This is a genomic window from Mycobacterium sp. KBS0706 (assembly GCF_005938675.2).
Taxonomy (GTDB): domain Bacteria; phylum Pseudomonadota; class Alphaproteobacteria; order DSM-16000; family Inquilinaceae; genus Inquilinus.
In genome coordinates, this window is the sequence record NZ_VCCH02000032.1 from 1 (window position 1) to 24,153 (window position 24,153).

At 68.4% G+C, this 24,153-nt stretch carries 18 protein-coding genes; 3 read left to right on the top strand and 15 right to left on the bottom strand.

All coding sequences use genetic code 11. The annotated features are described in order from the left end of the window. Window positions 1-208 precede the first annotated feature (208 nt). Window positions 209-493, bottom strand: coding sequence for a ribbon-helix-helix domain-containing protein (locus FFK22_RS18400; protein WP_138889532.1), 285 nt, complete (start codon window positions 491-493; stop codon window positions 209-211). Between the two features lie 239 nt (window positions 494-732). On the opposite strand from FFK22_RS18400, the gene FFK22_RS18405 reads away from it, so the two are divergent. After that, the gene (locus FFK22_RS18405) at window positions 733-1,968 is read left to right on the top strand and encodes an efflux RND transporter periplasmic adaptor subunit (protein WP_138889531.1); all 1,236 of its coding nucleotides are present in this window, start codon (window positions 733-735) and stop codon (window positions 1,966-1,968) included. Window positions 1,969-1,972: 4 nt separating this feature from the next. After that, a complete protein-coding gene (locus FFK22_RS18410) occupies window positions 1,973-3,928 on the top strand; it encodes a MacB family efflux pump subunit (RefSeq protein WP_138889530.1) in 1,956 nt (651 codons plus the stop codon). A 25-nt stretch (window positions 3,929-3,953) separates the two neighbouring features. On the opposite strand, the gene acnA is transcribed toward FFK22_RS18410, so the two are convergent. The 12 genes from acnA to FFK22_RS18470 all read right to left on the bottom strand — a co-directional run bounded on the left by acnA (window position 3,954) and on the right by FFK22_RS18470 (window position 19,969). Further along, on the bottom strand, window positions 3,954-6,557 hold the full coding sequence (acnA, locus tag FFK22_RS18415) for an aconitate hydratase AcnA (RefSeq protein ID WP_306770131.1): 2,604 nt from the start codon (window positions 6,555-6,557) through the stop codon (window positions 3,954-3,956). Between the two features lie 337 nt (window positions 6,558-6,894). After that, complete coding sequence (locus FFK22_RS18420) at window positions 6,895-8,235, bottom strand: NAD(P)-binding domain-containing protein (RefSeq protein WP_138889529.1); 1,341 nt, start codon at window positions 8,233-8,235, stop codon at window positions 6,895-6,897. A 40-nt stretch (window positions 8,236-8,275) separates the two neighbouring features. Beyond that, window positions 8,276-9,316, bottom strand: coding sequence for a DUF3445 domain-containing protein (locus FFK22_RS18425; protein ID WP_138889528.1), 1,041 nt, complete (start codon window positions 9,314-9,316; stop codon window positions 8,276-8,278). 25 nt (window positions 9,317-9,341) lie between these two features. Then, window positions 9,342-10,307 (bottom strand): PDR/VanB family oxidoreductase, encoded by a 966-nt coding sequence (locus FFK22_RS18430; protein ID WP_138889527.1) that lies wholly within the window; start codon window positions 10,305-10,307, stop codon window positions 9,342-9,344. After that, the gene (locus FFK22_RS18435; RefSeq protein WP_138889526.1) at window positions 10,304-10,909 is read right to left on the bottom strand and encodes a dimethylamine monooxygenase subunit DmmA family protein; all 606 of its coding nucleotides are present in this window, start codon (window positions 10,907-10,909) and stop codon (window positions 10,304-10,306) included. The genes FFK22_RS18430 and FFK22_RS18435 overlap by 4 nt, the downstream gene beginning before the upstream one ends. 9 nt (window positions 10,910-10,918) lie before the next feature. Next, window positions 10,919-12,052: an aminomethyltransferase family protein gene (locus FFK22_RS18440; protein WP_138889525.1), complete on the bottom strand. Its 1,134-nt coding sequence runs from the start codon at window positions 12,050-12,052 to the stop codon at window positions 10,919-10,921. Window positions 12,053-12,139: 87 nt separating this feature from the next. After that, window positions 12,140-13,447, bottom strand: a complete 1,308-nt coding sequence (glnT, locus tag FFK22_RS18445; RefSeq protein WP_138889524.1) for a type III glutamate--ammonia ligase — start codon at window positions 13,445-13,447, stop codon at window positions 12,140-12,142. A gap of 71 nt (window positions 13,448-13,518) precedes the next feature. After that, complete coding sequence (locus tag FFK22_RS18450) at window positions 13,519-14,847, bottom strand: FMN-binding glutamate synthase family protein (protein ID WP_138889523.1); 1,329 nt, start codon at window positions 14,845-14,847, stop codon at window positions 13,519-13,521. Window positions 14,848-14,859: 12 nt separating this feature from the next. After that, window positions 14,860-15,546 carry a GXGXG domain-containing protein gene (locus FFK22_RS18455; RefSeq protein WP_138889522.1) on the bottom strand — a complete coding sequence of 229 codons (687 nt, stop codon included), beginning with the start codon at window positions 15,544-15,546 and terminating at the stop codon, window positions 14,860-14,862. Between the two features lie 35 nt (window positions 15,547-15,581). After that, window positions 15,582-16,478 (bottom strand): glutamine amidotransferase family protein, encoded by an 897-nt coding sequence (locus FFK22_RS18460; RefSeq protein ID WP_138889521.1) that lies wholly within the window; start codon window positions 16,476-16,478, stop codon window positions 15,582-15,584. Window positions 16,479-16,569: 91 nt separating this feature from the next. After that, entirely contained in the window at window positions 16,570-17,250 is a 681-nt protein-coding gene (locus FFK22_RS18465) for an XRE family transcriptional regulator (protein WP_138889520.1), read from the bottom strand. 349 nt (window positions 17,251-17,599) lie between these two features. After that, complete coding sequence (locus FFK22_RS18470; RefSeq protein ID WP_138889519.1) at window positions 17,600-19,969, bottom strand: DUF1989 domain-containing protein; 2,370 nt, start codon at window positions 19,967-19,969, stop codon at window positions 17,600-17,602. A 240-nt stretch (window positions 19,970-20,209) separates the two neighbouring features. On the opposite strand from FFK22_RS18470, the gene FFK22_RS18475 reads away from it, so the two are divergent. After that, window positions 20,210-21,994, top strand: coding sequence for an APC family permease (locus FFK22_RS18475; protein WP_138889518.1), 1,785 nt, complete (start codon window positions 20,210-20,212; stop codon window positions 21,992-21,994). 60 nt (window positions 21,995-22,054) lie between these two features. Here the strand turns inward: FFK22_RS18475 and FFK22_RS18480 are convergent, their stop codons facing one another. Beyond that, the gene (locus FFK22_RS18480) at window positions 22,055-22,720 is read right to left on the bottom strand and encodes a VOC family protein (RefSeq protein WP_138889517.1); all 666 of its coding nucleotides are present in this window, start codon (window positions 22,718-22,720) and stop codon (window positions 22,055-22,057) included. A 43-nt stretch (window positions 22,721-22,763) separates the two neighbouring features. Continuing rightward, entirely contained in the window at window positions 22,764-23,945 is a 1,182-nt protein-coding gene (locus tag FFK22_RS18485) for an epoxide hydrolase family protein (RefSeq protein ID WP_221938696.1), read from the bottom strand. Window positions 23,946-24,153 lie beyond the last annotated feature (208 nt).

The following is a 24,153-nucleotide window of genomic DNA, read 5'->3' on the forward strand; positions in this document are numbered from 1 at the left end:
AGCATGCGCAGATGCCGCGCGGCACGCTCCTCCTCGGGAGTGGCCGGGGCTTCTGAGGTCTGGTCGGTCTGCGCGTTGTTCATAGAACGTATCATGAACAAAAATCGCGGCTAAAGCTATGAACATTGCGTTTACGAATTCCCGCCCTTTGCCGACAGGCGCGGGAGCAGGCTGGATCGCCACGCCCCAATCAAATGATTCGGCCGGCTCACCCTCGCGGCCACGGCTTCGTCATTCCAGTGCCGACGGCCGGAAGGCGCGGCGGGATTTCGTGTTGCGCGAGAGCGAAGAAGTAGCTCAGCGCGAACACGCGGACGGCACTCGACATATTGCCGTCGACCGGCAGGGATCGCTCGATCCGCGTCAGGAGAACGTTGAGCGGCACATCTTCCCGGTCGGTGATGGCGTCCAGCGCCATCCAGAACGGCTGTTCCATTCGAACGCTGGTTCGCCGTCCGGCGATGACGACGTCGCGGGTCGTTGCATCATTCATTCAAGCACGCACCATCACCTGAGTATCGTAGAATCAGCCCCCACCCTGGTTGTGGCGCCTCCATGGCACACGACAAATGCGGACTCAATTGATGGCGTCGACCGAGCTGTCGCCAGCAATGCTGCGTTACAAAATTCCCTGATCCCGCAACGTCCGGAAATTCTTTGTTGATCGGCCGCGATTATATAGGCGGCGTGCTGATCGAATCCTCTCCCCCTCCCCTCCCGCCGGCCGACGCGATGTCGTCCGCCGGGACGCGCCGGCCGCGCCGCCGGATCATCCTCTTCGTTGCCGTGCTGGGCGGCCTCGCTTTGGCGGCGATGGCGGCCAGGCCATGGCTGTTCGCATCCCCGGCCGACGGCCTGATGACCGCCGCGGCCGTTATCGGCGATGTCGAGCAGACCGTGCTCGCGACCGGTACCCTGAAGCCGGCCCGGCTGGTCGCCGTCGGCGCCCAGGTCTCCGGCCGCATCACCTCGGTCAAGGTGGCGCTTGGCCAGACGGTGACCAAGGGCGACCTCGTCGCCGAGATCGACTCCGTGACCCAGCAGAACAGCCTGCGCACGGCCCAGGCCTCGCTCGCCAACCTCCAGGCCCAGCGCACGGAGAAGGAGGCGACGCTGACCCTCAACCAGCTGACCCTCGCCCGCCAGAAGGCGATGGCGGCGCAGCGGGCGGCCTCGCAGGCGGACCTGGAGAGCGCCGAGGCCAATGTCCAGGTGACGAGCGCCCAGATCGAGCAGCTCGACGCCCAGATCGCCGAGGGGCAGGTCGCGATCGAGACCGCGCAGGTCGACCTCGGCTACACCCGGATCACCGCCCCGATCGACGGCACCGTGCTGTCGATCGTCAGCCAGGAAGGGCAGACGGTCAACGCGACGCAGTCGGCGCCGACCATCATCATCCTCGGCGACCTGAGCGTGATGACGGTGCGCGCCGAGATCTCGGAGGCCGACATCGTCAAGGTCAGGCCCGGGCAGCCGGTCACCTTCACCATCCTGGGCGACCGCAGCCGCCGCATCGAGGCGGTGCTGGAGTCGATCGAGCCCGCCCCGGAATCGATCCGCAGCGATTCCAGCTTCAGCACCACCAGCACGAGTTCCTCGACCTCCAGCAGCTCGTCCTCCACCTCCTCGGAGGCGATCTACTACATCGGCGTCTTCAGCGTGCCGAACGGCGACAACTCTCTCCGCACCTACATGACGGCCGAGGTCCATATCGGGCTCGGCCAGGCGAAGGGCGTCCTGACGATCCCGTCGGCCGCGCTCGGGACACGCGGCGCCGACGGCACCGCCGCGGTGCGGGTCGTCGACGGCGCCGGCCAGGTCGCGGAGCGCAGGGTCGCGGTCGGGCTCGACAACGGCGTCGTGGCCGAGGTGCGGTCCGGCCTCAGCGAAGGCGAGCGGGTGGTGACCGGCGAGCAGACGGCGTCCGCCGGCACCGGCGGGTTCGGCCCGCCGCCGATGGGGCCCTGACGCCATGGCCGAACCGCTGATCACCCTGAGGCGACTGCGGCGCGAGTACCCGTCGGGCGACGGCAGGATCACGGCCCTCAAGGACATCGACCTCACCATCGAGGCCGGCGAGATGGTGGCAATCGTCGGGGCCTCCGGCTCCGGCAAGTCGACGCTGATGAACATCCTCGGCTGCCTCGACCGCCCGACCTCCGGCAGCTACCGGATCTCGGGGCGGGAGACCGCCGCGCTGGAGGCCGACGAGCTGGCGGCCCTGCGCCGCGAGCATTTCGGCTTCATCTTCCAGCGCTACCACCTGCTGGGCGAGCTGACGGCGGCCGGGAATGTGGAGATGCCGGCGATCTATGCCGGGCGCCGGCCGGGCGATCGCCAGGGCCGGGCCGCGGCGCTGCTCGGCCGCCTCGGCATGACCGACCGCACCGGCCACCGCCCGGGCCAGCTTTCGGGCGGGCAGCAGCAGCGCGTGTCGATCGCCCGGGCGCTGATGAACGGCGCCGAGGTGATCCTGGCCGACGAGCCGACGGGCGCGCTGGACCGGCACAGCGGCGACGAGGTGCTGCGCATCCTGGCCGAGCTGCAGGCCGAGGGGCGGACGGTCATCATCGTCACCCATGACATGGCGGTCGCCAGCCGCGCCCAGCGCATCATCGAGATCAGCGACGGCACCATCGTCTCCGACCGCCGTGTCGCCGCGCCGCCGGCTGCGGCACCCGCGGCCCGGTCGTCGCCGGCGGCCGCCCTCAGCCCGTGGCGGGCCTGGCTCAACCGCCTGCGCGAGGCCTTCCGCATGGCGCTCTTGACCATGCAGGCGCATCGGCTCCGCACCTTCCTGACCATGCTCGGCATCATCATCGGCATCGCCTCGGTGATCTCGGTGGTGGCGCTGGGCCAGGGGGCGCAGCAGAAGGTGCTGGCCAGCATCGCCAGCCTCGGCACCAACACGCTGGAGATCTTCGCCGGCAAGGATTTCGGCGACGTCCGCTCGGCCAAGGTCACCACCCTGGTCGTCGCCGACGCCGACGCGCTGGCCGGGCAGCCCTATGTCGCGGCCGTCACCCCGACGGTCTCGAGCAGCAGCACGGTGCGCCGCGGCGCGACGGAGGCGAGCGCCCTGATCAACGGCGTCGGCGTGCAGTATTTCGACGTCAAGGGCACCAAGGTCCTCCAGGGCCGCCTGTTCGGCACCGACGCCGTGCGCGGCATGGCGCAGGACGTCGTCATCGACGAGAACACGCGCAAGACGCTGTTCCCGGATTCGGCGGAGGACCCGATCGGCCAGGCCATCCTGGTCGGCAACGTGCTGTGCCGCGTGGTCGGCGTCACCGAGACGCAGCAGGGCGGCTTCGGCTCCAGCCAGAACCTGTCGCTGTACCTGCCCTACACCACGGTGCAGGCGCGGTTCCTCGGCAACACCTCGCTGCGCAGCATCACCGTCCGGGTCAGCGACGAGGTCGGCACGGACTTCGCCGCGCAGGCGGTCACGGCCTTCCTGACCAAGCGCCACGGCGCCAAGGACTTCTTCATCCTCAACACCGACGACATCCGCCGCACCATCACCAGCACGGCCGGCATCCTGACGCTGCTGGTCGCGGCGATCGCGGTGATCTCGCTGGTCGTCGGCGGGATCGGGGTGATGAACATCATGCTGGTCTCGGTGTCGGAGCGGATCTCCGAGATCGGCGTGCGCATGGCCGTCGGCGCGCGCCGGGGCGACATCCTGCAGCAGTTCCTGATCGAAGCGGTGCTGGTCTGCCTGATCGGCGGCGTGCTCGGCATCGGCGCGGCGCTGGGCCTCGGCGCGGCGGTCGGCGCCATCAGCTCCGACTTTTCCCTGATCTATTCGCCGGTCTCGATCGTCGCCGCCGTCCTCTGTTCCAGCCTGATCGGCGTCGGCTTCGGCTACCTGCCGGCCCGCAACGCCTCGCGGCTCGATCCGGTCGTGGCCCTGTCCCGGGACTAGCAAGCCGTTGGCGCGATCGGAGACGTCAGCCCGCCGCGAGGGCCCGGCGCAGGATCAGCGGAATGATCCCGCCGGCGCGCAGGATCTCGATCTCTAGCGTGGTCTCGACGGCGGCGGTGGCCAGCAGCGCCTCGGTCCCGCCCGCGGCGCGATGCAGCGTCACCGCGACCCGGGCCCGCGGCGCCAGCCGATCCGGATCGGCCTCGATCGCGAGGCGGTCGCCGGGCGCCAGCCCCAGCTCCGCCGGATGCCGGGCCAGCCGCAGCGGCAGGACGCCCATGCCGATCAGGTTGGAGCGGTGGATGCGCTCGAAGCCGAGCGCCAGCACCGCGCGGACGCCGAGCAGCGCCGCGCCCTTGGCCGCCCAGTCCCGCGACGACCCCATGCCATAGCGCTCGCCGGCGACGATGACGACGGCCTCTCCTTCGGCCTTGTAGCGCTCGGCGGCGCGCCAGAGCGGTAGCACCTCGCCTGACCCGGCGTGGATCGTGGCGCCGGCGGCGATCCACGGGGCCAGCAGGTTGCGGACGCTGCGGTTGGTGAACAGGCCGCGCAGCATCACCTGCCAGTTGCCGCGGCGCGCGGCGAAGACGTTGAGGTCGCGCCGATCCTCGCCGCACGCGGCCAGATGCTCCGCCGCGGCGCTGTCCGCCGGGATCTGCCCCGCCGGCGAGATGTGGTCGGTGGTGATGTCGTCGCCGAGCACGATCAGGGGATGGGCCCGGTAGGCGCCGAGCCGGGTGCCCGTGCCGAAGCCGGCGAAGGGCGGCCGGCGGATATAGGTCGAGGCCTCATCCCACGGGAACAGCGGCGACTCCGGGGCGTCGAGCCGCGCCCAGTCTACGCTCGCCTCGGCCTGGTCGTAGGCGGCGGCGTAATCGGCGGGGTCGACGGCGGCGGCGAGGGTCGCGTCGATCTCCTCCCCCGTTGGCCAGAGATCGGCGAGCCGGACCTCGGCCCCGCCGGCCGACCGGCCGATCGGATCGGCGAGGATGTCGCGGTTCACGTCGCCGGCCAGGGCGAAGGCGACGACCAGCGGCGGCGAGGCCAGGAACCCGGCCTCGAGCTGCGGATGGACCCGGCCCGGGAAGTTGCGGTTGCCGGAGAGGATTGCGACCGGGAGGATGCCGCGCCCGGCCATCGCCCGCTCGATCGCCGGCGTCAGCGGCCCGGAATTGCCGATGCAGGTGGTGCAGCCATAGCCGACGATGCCGAAGCCGAGGGCTTCGAGATCCTCCAGCAGGCCGGCCCGGCGCAGGATGCGCTCCGCCGTGGGCGATCCCGGCGCCAGCGATGTCTTCACCCAGGCCGGCGGCCTGAGGCCGAGGCGCCGCGCCTTGCGGGCCAGCAGCCCGGCGGCGACGAGGAGGCGCGGATCCGAGGTGTTGGTGCAACTGGTGATCGCCGCAACGGCGACCGCCCCGTCGCCCGGCTCGCCGGCCTGCGGTGCGGCGGATGGTGCCGGCAGCATCGGGGCCAGGGCCGGAACGGTCGCGCTGGCCGGGATCCGATCCTGCGGCCGGCGCGGGCCGGCCAGGCTGACCTCGATTTCGCCGAGGTCGAGCCCGACCGTCTCGCTGTAGCGCGGCGTCGCCGCCGGATCGAACCAGAGGCCCTGGCGGCGGGCATAGTCCTCGACCAGCCGGAGCTGCGCCTCCGTGCGCCCGGTGCCGCGCAGATAGCGCAGCGTCTGGTCGTCGATCGGAAAGTGGCCGGAATTGCCGCCGAACTCCGGCGCCATGTTGGCGACCACGGCGCGGTCGCCCGCCGACAGGCTGGAGACGCCGGGGCCGAAGAACTCGACGAAGCGGTCGGCAAGGTCGATCCGCCGCAGCCGTTCCGTGACAGTCAGCGCCAGGTCGGTGGCCAGCACGCCCGGCCTCAGGCAGCCGGTCAGCCGGACGCCGACGACATCGGGCACCCGCATCATCACCGGCATGCCGAAGCACACGCTCTCGGCCTCCAGCCCGCCGACGCCCCAGGCCAGCACGCCGATGCCGTTGATCATCGGCGTGTGGCTGTCGGTGCCGATCAGGGTGTCCGGCATGGCCCAGGCGACGCCGTCGCGCTCGGCCGTGGCCACCACCGTCGCCAGCCGCTCCAGGTTCAGCGTGTGCATGATGCCGGTGCCGGGCGGGTGCACGCGGACGCCGGTGAGCGCCTTGGTCGCCCATTTCATGAAGCGGTAGCGCTCGGCGTTACGGCCGAGCTCGCGCTCCATATTCCGGCGCATCGCGTCCGGTACGCCGAACACGTCGACGGCGAGGGAATGGTCGGTGGAGACATCGACCGGCAGGACCGGGTTCAGCCGGCGCGGGTCGCCGCCGGCCTCGGCGAGGGCCGAGCGCATCCCGGCGATGTCGACCAGTGCCGGGCCGCAGGTGGTGTCGTGCATCAGCACCCGGCCGGGCAGGAACGGGATCTCCTCACCGCTCGACCCGGTGCCGAGCCAGGCGAGGATCGCCGCGGCCGCGCGCGGCGCGTCCTCACCGGCATTGCGCAGCACGTTCTCCAGCAGGATGCGGTGGATGTGGGGCAACCGGTCGAGATCGGCGCCGGCCGCGTCCCGCAGATCGACGATGCGATATCGGCGGCCGCCGGAGGTCAGCGACGCGGCGGCCATGGCCATCCCTGGTGTTCCCCGAATGCGAAAGCGGCCGGGCCGGTCCGAACGTGGTATCGACCGGCCCGCGTGTCCGCCCTTAATTTGCTTTATATGGAGCAAAATGCAATTTAGATTCAAGGGCACCAGAGCTGCCGCCCCGTCAGCCGGGTTTGGAAGCCTGACGCCGCTGCCTGAAATATTGACCCGTCATGGCGAGCCCCGAAGGGGCTTGGCCATCCAGCGGCACCGGCCACTGGATGGCCACGGCGCTGCGCGCCTCGCCGTGACGAAAAGAGAACTGGGAACGATCTCAAAGGCCGCCAGAACAAGAAGCCGAAGCCGATGACCGAGCCGGGGATCCTCAGCGTGCGAGGAGATACGCCTCCATCGAATCGTCGAGCGCGTCCAGCCACGGCGTGTGGTGCGTCGGCGACATCGTGCCGGTCATCAGCGACCGATAGGCGTTGTTGCGGAAGCCCATGATGTCCTCCGCCTTGTGGTGCTCCCACTCCATGAAGGTCTTGTTCGTGCCCTCGATGTCGAAGCTCGGATAATCGGTCTCGGCCAGCAGCTCCTTCACATAGTCGCCCTGGAACCAGATCATCTGCTCGGCACCATCGAGGGTCTCCTCCCGCGCGCGCCATCTGGCGAAATTCGCCTTCAGCTCCTCTTCCGGCGGCAGCGTGATGCGGCCCATCATGACGTCGCGGGCCCACCAGGCCTGAACGTCGAACATGTTGAACGTATAGAACTGGTCCTGCATGCCGATGTAGAACAGCTGCGGATTCCGGTCGAAGACCACGCCCTTGTACAGGCTGTCGCTCCACAGCCGGTTGGCGGTCTTCAGGCGCAGGTCGTCCGGCAGGAACGGAAAGTGGTGCTGGTAGCCGGTACACAGGATCAGCGCGTCGACGTCCTTGGTCGACCCGTCCAGGAAATGCGCCGTGCGGTTCTCCAGCCTGACCAGCAGCGGCCGCTCCTCGAAATTCTGCGGCCATCTGAAGCCCATCGGCTTGGAGCGATAGCTGGTGGTCACCGACTTGGCGCCGTATTTCCAGCATTGCGAGCCGATGTCCTCGGCCGAGTAGCTGCGGCCGACGATCAGGATGTCCTTGCCCTTGAACTCGAGCGCGTCGCGGAAGTCGTGCGCGTGCAGCACCCGGCCGTTGAAGGTCTTCACGCCTTCGAACTGGGGGACGTTCGGCGTCGAGAAATGGCCGCTGGCGACGACGACGTAGTCGAACACCTCGTCATACATGCGGTCTTCGACGCGGTTGTGGGCGGTCACCGTGAATGTCTTGGCGTCGGCATCGAACCGGACCATGCGCACCGGCGTGTTGAAGCGCACCCAGGGGCGGACATTCGCCTTGTCGACCCGGCCCTTGATGTAGTCCCACAGCACGGCCCGCGGCGGGTAGGACGCGATCGGCTTGCCGAAATGCTCCTCGAAGGAATAGTCGGCGAACTCCAGGCATTCCTTCGGGCCGTTGGACCAGAGGTAGCGGTACATGCTGCCATGCACCGGCTCGCCGTATTCGTCCAGGCCGGTGCGCCAGGTGTAGTTCCACAGCCCGCCCCAATCGGCCTGCTTCTCGAAGCAGACGATCTCAGGGATCTCGGCGCCCTTCTGAGCGGCCGACTGGAAGGCCCGCAGCTGGGCGAGGCCGGACGGGCCGGCACCGATAACGGCCACTCTGGTCATGGATCATTCCCCTGTTGCAGGCATGGTGTTCTTCGTCGTTTCAATCCGGCCAGATCCCGGGGCTGGTCGGGGTGCCGTCATCATAGGCGGAGAGCCAGTTGATCGTGTCCTCGCGGTAGCGCGTCAGCCCCTTGTAGTCGACCAGCTCGGGCGGCAGGGTGCGCAGCACGCGCGGCAGGCGCCGCGCCCATTTCTGCACGGTCACCAGCTCGTTCATGCTGATCAGGTAGCAGCGGATGACGAACAGGATCGCGTTCGAGCGCGGCAGCCGCCACAGCGACTGCAGCTCGACCCGCAGATGCACCTTCTCGCCGACATTGGCCGGCGTCACCGTTGCCCGGTCCGGGCCCCATTTCGGATAGTTCTCGGGGCTGGTGTCGAGGCGCGGGTTGATCGTCATGGTCCAGTTGAACCGGCGCACCGGCTTGCCCTGCTGCAGGTTCAGCAGGAATTTCAGGGCGCGGTCGAATACCCCGATCTGATGCGCCAGCGGCACCGGCCCGTGCCATTCCATGAAGTTCATGCCGATGTCGAAATCGAGCGACCAGTCGGCCTGGGTCGTGACCATGCCGGCATCCATCCAGAGGTTGCCGTTGCGCTGGTCGACGATGCAGAAATCGCCCTGCGCCTGCCGGGTGATGTATTCGAACGGCTCACAGGGCAGCGTCGACGGGTTGCCGAAGGTGAAGCTGTCGTCGATGCCGAGCGGCCGGTTGATCCAGCGCCAGCGGTCGCCGTCCCGGGTCAGGCTGAAATGCTCGGGGTAGCCTTCGGCCTGCTGCTCCATCAGCAGCTCCAGCGTGTCCCATTGCGCGCTCATCATGTGCGGCAGGGCCTGGTAGCGCAGCGGGTCCTCGGCCAGCACCAGCTCGCGGTCGCGCATCTCGGCGACATAGTGCTCGTCGACGTCGATCAGGGTCTCGTAGACCGTGCCGGTCTCGCCGCGGACATGCGGCTCCATGTTGACGGCGTACATGTAGCTGTCTTCGTGGAACGGGAACGGGAAGCGGCGGATGGTCTCCGGGTTGTTGCGGTAGCTGAAATCGTCGCGGAAGGTCTCCTGCCTGAAGACGATCGCCATGTCCGGCCTCCTTGTCCCGCTCCGGTCACAGGTCGAGATGCAGCGTGGTCCCCTCGAAGCGGGACACGCAGACCATGACCTTGCGGCCGGACGCCTTTTCCTCGTCCGTCAGATAGACGTCGTGATGCAGCAGCGTGCCGTCGCAGGCGACGACCGCGGCCTCGCACTGGCCGCAGGCGCCGCCGCGGCACAGGAACGGCGCGTCGACGCCCGCCGCCTCGATCGCCTCCAGCATGCTTTCGTGGCGGCCGACCTGGACGGTCTTGCCGGAGCGCGTCAGCCGGATGGCGAAGGGCTTGCCGGGAAGCGATCCCAGGAAGCGCTCGGAGTGCAGGTTCTCGGCCGGCCAGCCAGCCTCCACCCCCGCCTTGAGCACGCCGTCGATCATCCCGGACGGACCGCAGACATAGAGATGCGTGCCGAGCGGCTGGCTGTCGAGCAGGCGGCCGAGCGGGATGGTCCCGCCCTCCGCATCGCAATACACCGAGACGCGGTGCGGGCCGTAGCGGTCGACCAGCTCGCGCCAGTAGGCGCCGCGATCGCGGCTGCGGATGGCATAGTGCAGCTCGAACTCCCGGCCCTCGCGGTCGAATTGCTGCATCATGGCGAGGAAGGGCGTGATGCCGATGCCGCCGGCGAGCAGCAGGTGCTTGCGGCCGCGCCAATCCGGCTGGAAAAGGTTGACCGGGTGGCTGATCTTCAGCTCGTCGCCTTCGCGCAGCCGCTCATGCAGGAAGGTCGACCCGCCGCGCGACTGCTCGACATGCAGCACGCTGACCTCATAGGCCGAGCAGTCATGCGGCGGCGACATCAGCGAATAGGCGTTGCGGCGCGTATGGCCGCCATCGTCCATGACCACGATGATGTGGGCGCCGCCGGAGAAATGCGGCAGGGGCGCGCCGTCCAGCCGCTCGAAGCGGAAGCGCTTGACCCGTTCGGCGACCGGGGTGATCCGGGCCACGCGGACGGGGATCTCGATGCCGCCGCTCACCGGAACACCTCCTCCGGCGCCGGGGCGCTGCCCGGCGCCTCCGCATCGACATTGACGCCCTGGAAGGCGGCGAGCCGGCGCGAATAGTGGTCGCGCACCAGCAGCGCCAGCCCGCAATGGCTGCAGGGGAAGACGCTGGTGGTCACCGCCTCGGTGATGCCCTTGCAGTGCACGCACTGGACACGCCGGGCCAGCGAGCCGCGATGCTCGGTGATCACCGAGGCGTGGTCGATGCCGTGGTCGAGGGCCACGGCCATCGCCTGGCCGATGAAGCCTTCGGTGCCCGCGAGGTAGAGGCGCGTGCCCATCCGCGCGGTCGCCAGCGTGCCGTTCAGCCGGAACAGCAGCGTCGGCACGGTGGGCGCCGTCCAGCACGCTTTGGCGCCGAGGCCGAGCAGGGCCTGGTCATGCCCCCTGCCCTGCGAGCCGCCGGGCGCATAGAGGATCTCGCTGCGGGACAGGATCGCGCCGTCGAGCGCCGCCCGCTGGTCGAGCAGGGCCAGGGCCCCCTCCCCTTCGAGGGCGAAGATGTGCCGCCGGGCGTGGGGTTGGAGGACGAGGCCCTTATAGACCGGCCGGCTCTTGATGCCCGCGACCAGCATGGCCGGCCCCTAGCCCACCGCGGTCCGCTTCTTCTTCTCCGGGTCGTCGAAGGGCAGCGTGTGGGCGATGGCGGACGCCTCCACCGCCTTGCCGCGGACTTCGAGCTTCGTGCCGTGCACCGCCTTGTCGACGTCGAGCCGGACGATCGCCATGGATTTCCGGGTCAACGACGAATAGCAGGGACAGGTGATCACGCCGACCTTGCGGCCGTCGGCCCAGACCTCGTCGCCGGCATCGGCCGGGCGGTCGGCGTCGATCAGCAGGCCGAAGATCCTGAAGCGCTCGCGGCCCTTCAGGCGGGCATGCTCCTCCGCGCCGCGGAAGCCGGTCTTGCCGGGGCTGACGGTGAAGTCGAGGCCGAGCTCCCACAGTGAATCCCCCGGGCCTTCATCGGCGAAGGGGTACATCTGCGAATTGTCGTAGGGGTAGAACAGCAGGTAGCTCTCGACCCGCAGCATGTCGAGCACGCTGAAGCAGCAGGGGATGATGCCCATGCCCTTGCCCTCGTCGAGGATGGTGTCCCAGACCAGCGGGGCGTCCTGGCCGCGGACGAAGATCTCGTAGCCGCGTTCGCCGGTATAGCCGGTGCGCGAGATCATCACCGGCGCGCCGAACAGCGTCGTCTGCATGTGGTGGAAATATTTGAGGTCCCGGATGCCGGGGACATGCCTGGCGAGATAATCGACCGCCAGCGGGCCCTGCAGCGACAGGTCGTGCAGGTCGTCGTCGAACAGCACGGCACAGTTGCGGCCGGCCGCCTGCTTGACCACCTCCTCATGGCCGGAGCCCGAGCCGTGCACCAGCATCCAGGAATTCGGCCCGGTGCGGTAGGTGATGCAATCCTCGGTGAAATAGCCGCGATCGTTCAGCATGCAGCCATAGACAGACCGGCCGGGGGTGATCTTGGCCATGTTGCGGGTGGTCACGTAGTCGAGCACGGCGATGGCGTGCGGCCCGACCAGATGGACCTTCTTCAGCCCCGACACGTCCATCAGGCCGGCCTTGGTGCGGACCGCCACATGCTCCTGCGACATGTCCTTGTCGTAGGTCCAGGCGGTTCCCATGCCGCTCCAGTCCTCGAGCTTCGACCCGAGAGCGCGATGACGATCCGCGAGAGCCGAAAAGCGCCATGATAGAGCCATGTCCGGTCCCCTGTTTTCACTGTATAGAATATTTGTTTCCTGAATATAAGCGCGGGTTTCTCGGCATGACAAGCCGTTCCTGCGCCCTCAGATGTCGAGGGTCGTGTCCTGCTCCCATTGGGTGAAGTGGGACGCATAGGCGTTCCATTCCTGATGCTTGAGCTTGAGATAGGCGGCGGAGAATTCCGGGCCGACCGCCTGCTTCAGGCCTTCGTCGGCATCATAGGCCCGCAGCGCATCGAGCAGGTTCAGCGGCAGGCGCGGCGCGTCCTTCACCAGATGGCCTTCGCTGTACATGTCGATGTCGTGATGCGGGCCGGGATCGCAGCGATGGCGCAGGCCGTCGAGGCCGGCGGCGATGATCACCGCCTGCAGCAGATAGGGGTTGGCGGCGCCGTCCGGCAGACGCAGCTCGAACCGCCCCGGGCCGGGCACGCGGACCATATGCGTGCGGTTGTTGCCGGTCCAGGTCACCGAGTTCGGCGACCAGGTCGCGCCCGAAATGGTGCGCGGCGCGTTGATCCGCTTGTAGGAATTGACCGTCGGGTTGGTGATCGCGGCCAGCGAGGAGGCATGCTTCATGATGCCGCCGAGGAAATGCCGCCCCTCCGCCGACAGCCCGAATTCGGCCGTCCTGTCGGCGAAGACGTTGACCCGGCCGTCATTGTCCCAGACCGAGATGTGGCAGTGGCAGCCATTGCCGGTCAGCCCCTTGAACGGCTTCGGCATGAAGGTGGCGCGCAGCCCGTGCTTCTCGGCGATGGACTTGACCATGAACTTGAAGAAGGAGTGCTTGTCGGCCGTCTGCAGCGCGTCGTCGTACTCCCAGTTCATCTCGAACTGGCCGTTGGCATCCTCATGGTCGTTCTGATAGGCGCGCCAGCCGAGCTCCAGCATGCAGTCGCAGATCTCGGTGATGACGTCGTAGCGGCGCATCACGGCCTGCTGGTCGTAGCAGGGCTTCGCCGCCGTATCGCGGTCGTCCGAGATCCGGCCGCCATCGGGCGTGATCAGGAAGAATTCGGCCTCGACGCCGGTCTTCACCCGCTTGCCCTCGGCCTCGGCCTCCTGGACCAGCCGCTTCAGCACGTTGCGCGGGGCCTGGGCGACGAGCTGGTCGTCCATCCTGCAGTCGCCTGCCACCCAGGCGACCTCCTTCTTCCAGGGCAGCTGGATGACCGAGGACGGATCCGGCACGGCGAACAGGTCGGGATGGGCCGGCGTCATGTCGAGCCAGGTGGCGAAGCCGGCAAAGGCCGCCCCCTCCTCCTGCATCGCCGTGATCGCCTGCGCCGGCACCAGCTTGGCCCGCTGGCCGGCAAACAGGTCGGTGTAGCTGATCATGAAATATTTGATGCCCTTGTCTTTGGCAAAGGCAGCAAGGTCCAGCGTCATTCTCGTCTCCCGTGAAGCTCCCAGAAACATTTTGTTCTTTTGCTTGGCCGGGCTGGTTCGCCCGGTTGCCCCTAGGTGCCTCCCTTGCCGGGAATCCAGTCCGTGCCCGCGAGCGGCACCTGCGCCATGGCGGCAGCGGCGACCGTCACAGCGCAGAGATCTTCGGGTTCCAGGTTGTGCACATGGTTCTTGCCGCAGGCGCGGGCGATGGTCTGGGCTTCCAGCGCCATGACCTTGAGGTAATTGGCGAGGCGGCGGCCGGCCACTTCCGGGTCGACCCGCTTCATCAGCTCCGGATCCTGCGTGGTGATGCCGGCCGGGTCCTTGCCCTCATGCCAATCGTCATAGGCGGCGGCCGTGGTGCCGAGCGCCGCGTAATCCGCCGCCCAGCGCGGATCGTTCTCGCCGATCGCGATCAGCGCCGCGGTGCCGATCGACACGGCATCGGCGCCGAGCGCCAGGGCCTTCGCCACATCGGCGCCGTTGCGAATGCCGCCCGAGATGATGAGCTGGACCTTGCGGTGCATGCCGAGGTCCTGCAGCGCCCGCACCGCCGGCCGGATGCAGGCCAGCGTCGGCATGCCGACATGCTCGATGAAGACCTCCTGCGTCGCCGCCGTGCCGCCCTGCATGCCGTCGACCACGACGACGTCGGCGCCGGCCTTGACCGCCAGCGCGGTGTCGTAATAGGGCCGCGCGCCGCCGACCTTCACATAGATCGGCTTTTCCCAGTCGGTCAGCTCGCGCAGCTCGAGGATCTTGATCTCGAGATCGTCCGGCCCGGTCCAGTCGGGATGGCGGCTGGCCGAGCGCTGGTCGATGCCCTTCGGCAAAGTCCGCATCTCCGCCACCCGGTCGGAGATCTTCTGGCCCAGCAGCATGCCGCCGCCGCCGGGCTTCGCCCCCTGGCCGATCACGATCTCGATGGCGTCGGCGCGGCGCAGGTCGCGCGGATTCATGCCATAGCGGGACGGCAGGTACTGGTAGACCAGCCGCTCCGAATGGCCGCGTTCCTCCTCGGTCATGCCGCCATCGCCGGTCGTGGTCGAGGTCCCGGCCATCGTCGCGCCACGGCCGAGCGCCTCCTTCGCCGGGCCGGACAGCGACCCGAAGCTCATGCCGGCGATGGTGATCGGGATCTTCAGCTCGATCGGCTTCTTCGCATGCCGCGCGCCGAGCACGACATCGGTGCCGCATCTCTCGCGATAGCCCTCCAGCGGGTAGCGCGAGATCGACGCGCCGAGGAACAGCAGGTCGTCGAAATGCGGCAGCTGGCGCTTGGCGCCGCCGCCGCGGATGTCATAGATGCCAGTGGCGGCGGCGCGCCGGATCTCCGACATCGTGTATTCGTCGAAAATGGCCGAGATCCGGGGCTGGGTGGGCGGGTTGTGATAGCTCATGACGGACCCCGATCAATAAGCGTCGGCATTGTCGACGTGGAAATTGTAGAGCTTGCGCGACGACCCGTAGCGGCTGAACTCCTGCGGCCGGACGTCGGTGACCCCGGCCTTGTCCAGAAGCCCGGCCAGCAGCTCGACATGCTCCGGCCGCATCTCCTTCTCGACGCAGTCGGCACCGAGGCTCTTGACCTTGCCGCGCACGAAGATCCGCGCCTCGTAGAGGGAATCGCCCAGGGCCTCGCCCGCATCCCCCAGCACCACCAGGTTGCCGGCCTGGCCCATGAAGGCGGACATGTGGCCGATGCTGCCGCGCACGACGATGTCGATGCCCTTCATCGAGATGCCGCAGCGCGACGAGGCGTTGCCTTCGATCACCAGGAGCCCGCCGCAGCCGGTGGCCCCGGCATACTGGCTGGCGTCGCCTTTGACGATGACCGTGCCGGACATCATGTTCTCGGCGACACCCGGCCCGGCGGAGCCGTGGATGGTGATCGTCGCCTCGTCATTCATGCTGCCGCAGTAATAGCCGACGCTGCCCATGACATCGATCGTCACCGGCGCGTGGACGCCGACGGCCACGGCATGGTGGCCGCGCGGATTGACGACGCTGAACTGCCGGTCGTTGTCGCCCGGGGCGATATTGTGCAGGGCCTGGTTGAGGTCGCGAAGCGGGGTCGCGGCAAGGTCGTAGGTTGGCATCGTGTCGCCCTGAAATGAAAGGAAGAAGGCGGCGCCTAGCGCTCCCAGAAATAGACGGTCGCCGGCTCGGGCTCCCAGACCCGCGCCGCATCGATGCCGGGCAGGCTGACCAGGGCCCGGTATTCGGACCCGAAGGCGACGTAGCGGTCGGTCTCGGCCATGATCGCGGGCTTGCAGGCGATGGCGTCGCGGACGACGCCGAAGCCGGATTTGGTGCCGACGACGAAGGTGAAGAAGCCGTCCAGGTCGTCGACCGCGCCTTCCAGCGCCTGGCCGAGATTCTTGCCCTTGGCCATCTCCGCGGTCAGGTAGGCGGCGGCGACCTCGGTGTCGTTCTCGGTCTCGAACGCCATGCCCCCGTGCTTCAGGGTGCGGCGGAGGTTGTTGTGGTTCGACAGCGAGCCGTTGTGCACCAGGCACTGGTCGGACCCGGTCGAGAACGGATGGGCGCCGAGGGTGGTGACGGCGGATTCCGTGGCCATCCGGGTGTGGCCGATGCCGTGCGTGCCGGACATCCCGGCGACGCCGAAGCGCTCCAGCACGTCCTTGGGCAGGCCGACTTCCTTGTAGATCTCGATCGCGTCGCCGCTGCTCATCACCCGGATGTCCGGGCGCAGCCGCGCGACGGCCGCCCGCCCCTCCTCCGCCTTGTCCTGCGGCAGCAGGATGACGGCGTGGGTGCTCTTCACCTGGATCGACACCGGGGCGTCGAGCGCCCCCTGCAGCTCGCCCGCGAGGCCGGCGAAGTCGCGCTTCGGGTCGGCGGACTGGACGGTCAGCTTGGCGTGGCGGTGGTCGGCATCGCCATAGATCGCGATCCCGGCGCTGTCCGGCCCGCGATCCGTCATCGTCACCAGCATGGAGGAGAGCATCGCCCCGAGCCGTGGCTCGAGGCTCCTGTCCTTCAGGAAGAGACCCACAATCCCGCACATGGCCGGACCCTCCGCTAGCGTTCGGATGACGAGCGGCAGGTCCCTCTCACCCGCCTCAATTATGAAGAATAAATTTTTCTCTTAAGGCAAGTCAACCCTTACCCGGCTTGTGCGGATAGCTGATGATCGAGAGATAGCGGGCCGGCAGCTTCACCAGCACCTCGGGCCCGTGCGGCGCATCGGCATCGAAGAACAGGCTGTCGCCCGGCTGCATCGGAAACAGCTGGTCGCCATGGCGATAGACCACCTCGCCCTCCAGCATGTAGAGGAACTCCATCCCCTCGTGCTGGAAGGTCGGGAACACGTCCGAATCCGCCGTCAGCGTGATCAGATAGGGTTCGACCACCACGCCGCTGGCGCCGCCGCCGATATAGCCGAGCAGGTTGTACTGGTGGCCGGCGCGCGTGCCGCGGCGCTCGAGCTCGACGCCCTGCCCGGATTTGACGAACACCGCATTGTGCGGCTCCTCATAGCCGCGGAAGAACGCCGTCAGCGGCACGCCCAGCGCCCGCGACAGCGATTGCAGCGTGGTTAGCGACGGCGAGATGTTGCCGTTCTCGATCTTCGACAGCATGCCGAGCGAGATGCCGGTGGCGGCGGCGAGATCCGTCACCGTGATCCCCAGCTTCTTGCGATAGGCCCGGACCTCGTGGCCGATCGCCATCTCGAGATTGTTGTCCTTCGGCTCGCGCACCGCATGCGGATCCTGGGAGAAAACGGCCTTGCCGCGTGCCGGCTTCTGCCCTGCGGAATCCTTGGTCTTGCCTGTCATCGATCGGTCCTGGCGAAGTGTCGCATCCGACGGCAACGCTATCGCCATGGTGAAATTCCCTCAACTCTGGAGAAAGTCGCGGCCGCCACCGCAGGCCTTGAGGACCATGCGGGACAGCGCGCTCCGAAGCCGCGTGAGGTGTTGCCTCTCCCGCTTGCGGGAGAGGTCGGAGACGCGAAGCTGCTCCGGGTGAGGGGAGTTTGTCGAGGCCTGGGCCAGCCCTCACCCGGTCTCGCTGCGCGAGCCCGACCTCTCCCGCCAGGCGGGAGAGGCAATGCGAAGACGCTCGACATCCTTGTCAGCCCCTGCCCGAATGCACTGACCTCACCCGACCTCAATCCGTTCCGCTCTACGCCCGCGGCCGCGTCTTCTGCGGATCGTAATGCGACAGCGGCACGATGACGGCCGGCAGGCGCTTCTGGTGGCCGTCGAGCTTGCCGATCTCGACCGCGGTGCCGACCGCGGCATGGGTCACGTCGATCCGCGCCAGGGCGATGGTCTTGCCCAGGATCGGCGAGCGTGTGGCGCTGGTCACCACGCCGATCTGCGCCCGGCCGATATGGATGCAGTCGCCATGGCCGACCGCGTCATTGGCCTGCACGTCCAGCCCGACCAGCCGATGGCGCGGATGCTCCTTGCGCTCGATCAGCGCCGTACGGCCGATAAAATCGTCGGTCTTCGACTTCAGCGGCACGGTGAAGCCGATGCCGGCCTCGAACGGGTCGGTCTGGTCGGTGAACTCGTGGTTGGCGAAGACCAGCCCGGCCTCGATGCGCAGCATGTCCAGCGCCTCCAGCCCCATCGGCATCAGGCCGTGCGGCTGCCCGGCCCGCCAGACCGCGTCGAACACCGCCACCGCGTCCTTCGGATGGCAGAACACCTCGTAGCCCAGCTCGCCGGTATAGCCGGTGCGCGACACCACCACCGGGGCGCCCTCGAAGCCGCCGATGCGGCCGACGCTGAAGCGGAACCATTCCAGCTCGGCGATCGTCGGCTGGCGCGGCGCGGTCCAGACGATGTCCTTGAGGATGTCGCGGCTGGCCGGCCCCTGCACGGCGATGTTGTGCAGCTGGTCGGTCGAGGAGCGGACCCAGGCCTTGAAGCCCTTCGCCTCGGCCTGCTGCCGCAGCCACAGGCCGCTGGCGTCGTCGCCGCCGATCCAGCGGAAGTTGCGGTCGCCCAGCCGGAACAGCGTGCCGTCGTCGATCATGCCGCCATGCTCGTAGCACATCGCGGAATAGACCACCTGGCCGGTCGACAGCCGGCGCACGTCGCGGGTCAGGCAATATTGCAGCAGGTCCTCGGCGTCGGGGCCTGTCACCTCGAACTTGCGCAGCGGCGACAGGTCGATCACCGCGGCCTTCTCGCGGCAGGCCCAGTATTCCGCCACCGGCCCCTCGCCGGCGAAGCGGTTCGGCAGCCAGTAGCCGCGATACTCCGCATAGTCCCGCGTCAGCGCGGAGAAGCGGGGATGAAAGGCGGTCTCGCGCGTCAGTTCGGGATCGGCGTCGGGCGTCATGCGAATGGCCACCGCTCGTGTGAAGGTCTCTCGGCCGGAAAAGGTGCGGACATGGATGTCGGTCGGGTCCCAGCCATTCGCCGCGTCGATGTCGTCCGGGCAGGACGAGGAGACGCAGACCAGATCCGTCAGCGCCCGCATCAGCACATAGTCGCCCGGCCGCGACCATGGCTCGTCGAGATACAGCTGGTTATTGTGGTCGATATTGGTGTTGTAGAAGTAGTTCAGCGCCTCCCAGCCCTTCCGGGCTGCAATGCCATAGGGGGCCAGGGCGGCGTTGAAGTTGTCGGTGCAGTTCACATGCCCCGGATAGCCCATGTCGTCGTAGTAGCGGGAGTTGCAGGCGGTGGCGAAGGCGTCGTGCCGGCCGACCGTGTCCTGGACGATCTCCACCAGCGGCTCGAAATCCCGGTCGAAGGCTTTCGACGGCAGGCCCGGCAGCGGATAGCTGCGGCCGAGCAGCGTGCGGGTGACGGTTGAATCCAGGGCGAGGTCGAGGCCCTTGTCGACCTTGCGGGCCGAGAAGGCCTGGAAGTCGGTGCATTGCCGGCCGAAGACGTCGATCACCTGGATGAACTCGCCGGCCCGGACGAGATAGGCGGAGGCCGTCCCGGCCCGGATCCGGATGTCCTCGATCGGGTCGGCCAGCGGCTCGGGCAGGGCCGCGGCATAGTCACGGACCGGGCGGGCGCGCCGGACCCGGATCTCGACCGGCGTCGCCGTGTCCTGGTCCTGCGGCAGCATGGCGACGGCCGGCACCGCCGCGATCAGCAGGCCGGCTCCGGCGATGGTGAGCTCCGCCTGCTCGCCCGGCCTGGAGCCTGCTCCGAAGATGCGGGCGGCGCCGGCGGCCGCGAGATCGGCGCCGCGCCGCGCCAGGGCGGCCCGGGTGCGCGCCGCGCCTTCCCCTCCGGCGGCGAGGCTGGCCAACAGGCCTTCGGCGGGTCCGGTGAAGGGGATGCCGAGGCCGGCGGCGAGAAAGCGCCCGCTTTCGTCCAGGAACGACAGCTCGCAGGCCTGGCCGCCCTCGGTGTCCGTCACCGTCACCCGGTCGCCGGCCTCGACCCGGATCACCAGCGAGCCGCCGCCGCGGATGCGATAGCGCTCGGTCCCCGGCGGCAGCGCCCGGATGCCGGGAGTCAGGACCAGGCTGGGAGAGGCGGGGCGCACGCCGGCCGTCATCGGACCGAGATCTCGCATGGGACCCTCGCGGGAGATGGCGCGGTCGAGCACGCATCGAAGGTTACAAAATGCGGGGGCAAAGTAAAGTTATATTGACCAAGGGGAAAAGTTCTTCACTATGCATAAAGGCCTTGGAGGAGGGTCCGCAGGGGGAGCGCGGATCACCAAGACACCGGCGCAGGCGGGTCGCGCCGAGGGAGGCACATCCAGGAAGACGTCCGAAGAAGCGTCCTGGACAAAGACAGGGGAGCATCACCAATGGCAGATGTGTTGGACGGTGCGATCTCGACCGGCACCGAAGGCAAGTTGATCCGCGCCCTGGACTGGAAGGGCGCGTTCTGGGTGGCCGCGGGCGTGCCGCCGCTCGTTCTCTTTTCCATCGGCGGCATCGCAGGCACGACGGGCAAGCTGGCCTTCGTCGTCTGGATCATCTCGATGGTCATGGGCTTCCTGCAATCCTTCACCTATGCGGAAGTCGCCGGCATGTTCGGCAACAAGTCCGGCGGCGCCTCGGTCTATGGCGCGACCGCCTGGCTGCGCTATTCGAAGTTCATCGCGCCGCTGTCGGTGTGGTGCAACTGGTTCGCCTGGTCGCCGGTGCTGTCGTTGGGCTGCGCCATCGCCGCCGGCTACATCCTCAACGCCTTCTTCCCGATCCCCGGCGCCGACTCTCAGCCGGTGCTGGACTGGATCGCCGCCCACGCGGCCTCGGTCACGGCCGACAGCCCGCGCGTCGCCGAATGGCTGGCGGCGCATGCCGGGTCGACGCCCGACGACGCCGTCAAGGCGCTGCTCGGCGCCGACGGCGTCGCCGCCCTGACGCCCGCGATCCGCACCTGGTCGCTGGCCAGCTTCGGCATCCCCTACCTGGCCACCGCCAACATCAACGCGACCTTCTTCATCGGCGCGATCCTGATGCTGATCATCTTCGGTATCCAGCATCGCGGCATCGCGCAGACCGCCAGCGTCCAGAAATGGCTCGCCATCATCGTGCTGGTGCCGCTGCTGCTGATCGGCCTCTACCCGATTTTCAGCGGCCAGATCCAATGGGCGAACGTGACCGGCCTGGTGCCGCCATCCGCGGCCTATTCCGCCGTGGAGGGCAGCTGGAGCAACGGCGGCTGGACGCTGTTCCTCGGCGGGCTCTACATCGCCGCCTGGTCGACCTACGGCTTCGAGACGGCGGTCTGCTACACCCGCGAGCTCAAGAACCCGAAGACCGACACGTTCAAGGCGATCTTCTATTCGGGCCTGGCCTGCTGCCTGTTCTTCTTCCTGATCCCCTTCACCTTCCAGGGCGTGCTCGGCCATGAAGGCATGCTGGCGACCGGGGTGGTCGACGGCACCGGCGTCGCCGAGGTGCTGGGCGGGCTGATCAGCGCCGGCCCGATCATCACCCAGATCCTGGTCGCGCTGATGATCCTGGCGCTGTTCCTGGCGATCATGACCGCCATGGCCGGCTCGTCGCGCACGCTGTACCAGGGGTCCAAGGACGGCTGGCTGCCGAAATATCTCGAGCATGTGAACGAGAAGGGCGCCCCGACCCGGGCGATGTGGACGGACTTCACCTTCAACCTGATCCTGCTGGCGATCGCGTCCGATGTCGGCGGCTACTTCTTCGTCCTGGCGGTGTCGAATGTCGGCTACATCGTCTTCAACTTCCTGAACCTGAACTCCGGCTGGATCCATCGGGTCGATTCCGGGCACATCGCGCGGCCGTGGAAGGCCCCGACCTGGCTGATCGGGCTGAACACAGTGCTGGCCTTCGTCAACGCGCTGTTCCTCGGCGCCGGCGCCAAGGTCTGGGGTTATGAGAACGCGCTGTGGGTCGGCTTCGCCTTCGCCGCCCTGATCCTGCCGGTGTTCGCCTTCCGCCACTATGTGCGCGACGGCGGCAAGTTCCCCGCCGGCGCGATGGAGGATCTCGGCCTGATCGGCCAGGATCTCGGGGTCAGGAAGGCCGGGATGCTGCCCTACCTGACATTGGCAGCAGGGTTGGCGATCGTGCTCATCGCCAACTGGGCGTTCCAGCTGCCGGCGTAACGGCCGGTAGGATCGGAGCCTGTGCACCGTGCGAAGAGGCCGGTGCACAGGGCCATCCGCCTATGACGGCAACGGCTTGCCGGCCTGCTCGCTGACGATGTACTCGGCGTACCAGTCCGGCCAGTTGGCGTCGTGCTGCCCGCCGTTCCGCTTCTCGTGTTCGCCATGCGCGGCCGCGGCCCGTCGCAGCGTAGCGGCGAGGTCGGTGGACGAGGCGAATGTCGTATCCCCCTGGACACGTCCGGGCAGCCGCGCCGTGATCTCCTGCAGGATCCAGACATTGCCGTCCGGATCGCTGAACGAGGCGAAGGACGCGTAGCTGCGCCGCTCCGGATCCGGGCCGCTGAGGCGGCCGGTCCGGCCGGCCTGGTGGAACACGCCGCCGGCATCGTGGAACACCTCGACCTCGGCGCCGCGGGCGACCAGGTCGGCGGACGCCGCCTCGATGTCCGACACCACGAGATAGAGCCCCTGGGCCGAGCCGGGCGCGGCCGAGGTGACGCCCTTGCCGAAGATCACCGAGGCCGGCGAACCGGGCGGCGTGAACTGGAGGACCCGGAAGCCGTCGTCGCGGACGAAATCGGCGTCGAGCCGCCAGCCCAGGCCGCCATAGAAGCGCTTGGCGCGATCGACGTCGGACACCGGGATGACGGCGATCTCGAGCTTCAGGTCGACCGGCCGCGCGGCCGGGGTCGCCGTTTCGCTGTGGGTCTGGGTGCTGCTCATGTCGAACTCCTAGGATTGATGGGTCGAGAGGGCGGCGGGCGTGTCAGGGCAGCCGGCGCAACGGCCGGAAGGCGGCCCGGACCTCGGCGGAGAACAGCGCCGGCTGCTCCCAGGCGGCGAAGTGTCCGCCTTTGTCGACCTCGTGGAAATACGTCAGGTTGGGGTAGGCGCGGCGGGCCCAGCTCTCCGGGGCCAGGTAGGTCTCGCCCGGGAACACGGTGACCGCCACCGGCAGCGCGATCTCGGCGGTCTTCTCCGCGGCGGCGGAGACGACGCTGCGGCCGCCGACCTCCCAGTACAGCCGCGCCGCCGAGGTCGCGGTGTTGGTCAGCCAGTAGAGGGTGATGTCGTCCAGCACCTCGTCCGGCGACTTCTCCGGATCGCTGCCGTCCCAGGTCCAGGACGAGAAGCCCGGATGACCGAGCAGGAAGGCCGCCAGGCCGGAGGGGGAATCCGCCAGGCCGTAGCCGATGGTCTGCGGCCGGGTGCCCATGATCGTGGCGTAGGACCGGTTGCCCTTCTTCGCGGCGGCGCTGAGCGCATCGAACGCCGCGCGCTCCTTGTCGGTCAGGCCGACCGGCGCGGGCCCGCCATCGGCCAGCGCCTTGATGATCTCCGGCGGCACCGTCGCCGGCAGGTTGATGTGGATGCCCAGCAGCCCCGCCGGCGCCAGCCTCGCCATGGCGCTGGAGACCGGCGAGCCCCAGTCGCCGCCCTGGGCGACGTAGCGGGTGTAGCCGAGGCGCTGCATCAGCACCGCCCAGGTCCGGGAGATGCGGTCGGGGCCCCAGCCGGTGTCGGTCGGCCGGCCGGAGAAGCCGTAGCCCGGCATGGACGGGATCACCACGTCGAAGGCGTCTTCGGCGGATCCGCCATGGGCGGTCGGGTCGGTCAGCGGGCCGATGATCTTGAGCTGCTCGAACACCGATCCCGGCCAGCCATGGGTGATGATCGCCGGCAGGGCGCCCGCATGCTTCGACCGGACATGGATGAAGTGGATGTTGAGGCCGTCGATCGTGGTGACGAACTGCGGGAGGGCGTTCAGCATCGCCTCGGCCCGCCGCCAGTCGTAGCCGCTGCCCCAGTGCTCGACCAGCGGCCGCAGCTTCGCCAGCGGGATGCCTTGCGACGGGTCGGTCTCCTGGTCGGGCCAGCGCGTCGCGGCGACGCGCCGGCGCAGGTCGGCCAGATCGGCCTCGGGGATGTCGACGCGGAACGGCCGAATGGCGTCGCCCGATGCCGCAGCCCCGGCTGCCGGACGGGCGGGGACCAGGCCGGCTGCGCCCGCGACGGCGATGCCCATCGCGATGGTGCCCAGGAATCGACGGCGATCGATTATCTGGCCGGTTGCTGCCGTGCGCATCGACACTCTCCTGCGTCAGCGGTGGAACGACGATTGGCTGACACGGAATATGCGCCGCGGCGGGACAATA

Coding starts and splice junctions, on each gene's coding strand:
- FFK22_RS18405 (WP_138889531.1), top strand. CDS start 733: ATGTCGTCCGCCGGGACGCGCCGGCCGCGCCGCCGGATCATCCTCTTC.
- FFK22_RS18400 (WP_138889532.1), bottom strand. CDS start 493: ATGAATGATGCAACGACCCGCGACGTCGTCATCGCCGGACGGCGAACC.
- FFK22_RS18455 (WP_138889522.1), bottom strand. CDS start 15,546: ATGCCAACCTACGACCTTGCCGCGACCCCGCTTCGCGACCTCAACCAG.
- FFK22_RS18440 (WP_138889525.1), bottom strand. CDS start 12,052: ATGGCTCTATCATGGCGCTTTTCGGCTCTCGCGGATCGTCATCGCGCT.
- glnT (WP_138889524.1), bottom strand. CDS start 13,447: ATGACGCTGGACCTTGCTGCCTTTGCCAAAGACAAGGGCATCAAATAT.
- FFK22_RS18435 (WP_138889526.1), bottom strand. CDS start 10,909: ATGCTGGTCGCGGGCATCAAGAGCCGGCCGGTCTATAAGGGCCTCGTC.
- FFK22_RS18410 (WP_138889530.1), top strand. CDS start 1,973: ATGGCCGAACCGCTGATCACCCTGAGGCGACTGCGGCGCGAGTACCCG.
- FFK22_RS18480 (WP_138889517.1), bottom strand. CDS start 22,720: ATGAGCAGCACCCAGACCCACAGCGAAACGGCGACCCCGGCCGCGCGG.
- FFK22_RS18475 (WP_138889518.1), top strand. CDS start 20,210: ATGGCAGATGTGTTGGACGGTGCGATCTCGACCGGCACCGAAGGCAAG.
- FFK22_RS18465 (WP_138889520.1), bottom strand. CDS start 17,250: ATGACAGGCAAGACCAAGGATTCCGCAGGGCAGAAGCCGGCACGCGGC.
- FFK22_RS18450 (WP_138889523.1), bottom strand. CDS start 14,847: ATGAGCTATCACAACCCGCCCACCCAGCCCCGGATCTCGGCCATTTTC.
- FFK22_RS18470 (WP_138889519.1), bottom strand. CDS start 19,969: ATGCGAGATCTCGGTCCGATGACGGCCGGCGTGCGCCCCGCCTCTCCC.
- acnA (WP_306770131.1), bottom strand. CDS start 6,557: ATGGCCATGGCCGCCGCGTCGCTGACCTCCGGCGGCCGCCGATATCGC.
- FFK22_RS18460 (WP_138889521.1), bottom strand. CDS start 16,478: ATGTGCGGGATTGTGGGTCTCTTCCTGAAGGACAGGAGCCTCGAGCCA.
- FFK22_RS18425 (WP_138889528.1), bottom strand. CDS start 9,316: ATGGCGATCGTCTTCAGGCAGGAGACCTTCCGCGACGATTTCAGCTAC.
- FFK22_RS18420 (WP_138889529.1), bottom strand. CDS start 8,235: ATGACCAGAGTGGCCGTTATCGGTGCCGGCCCGTCCGGCCTCGCCCAG.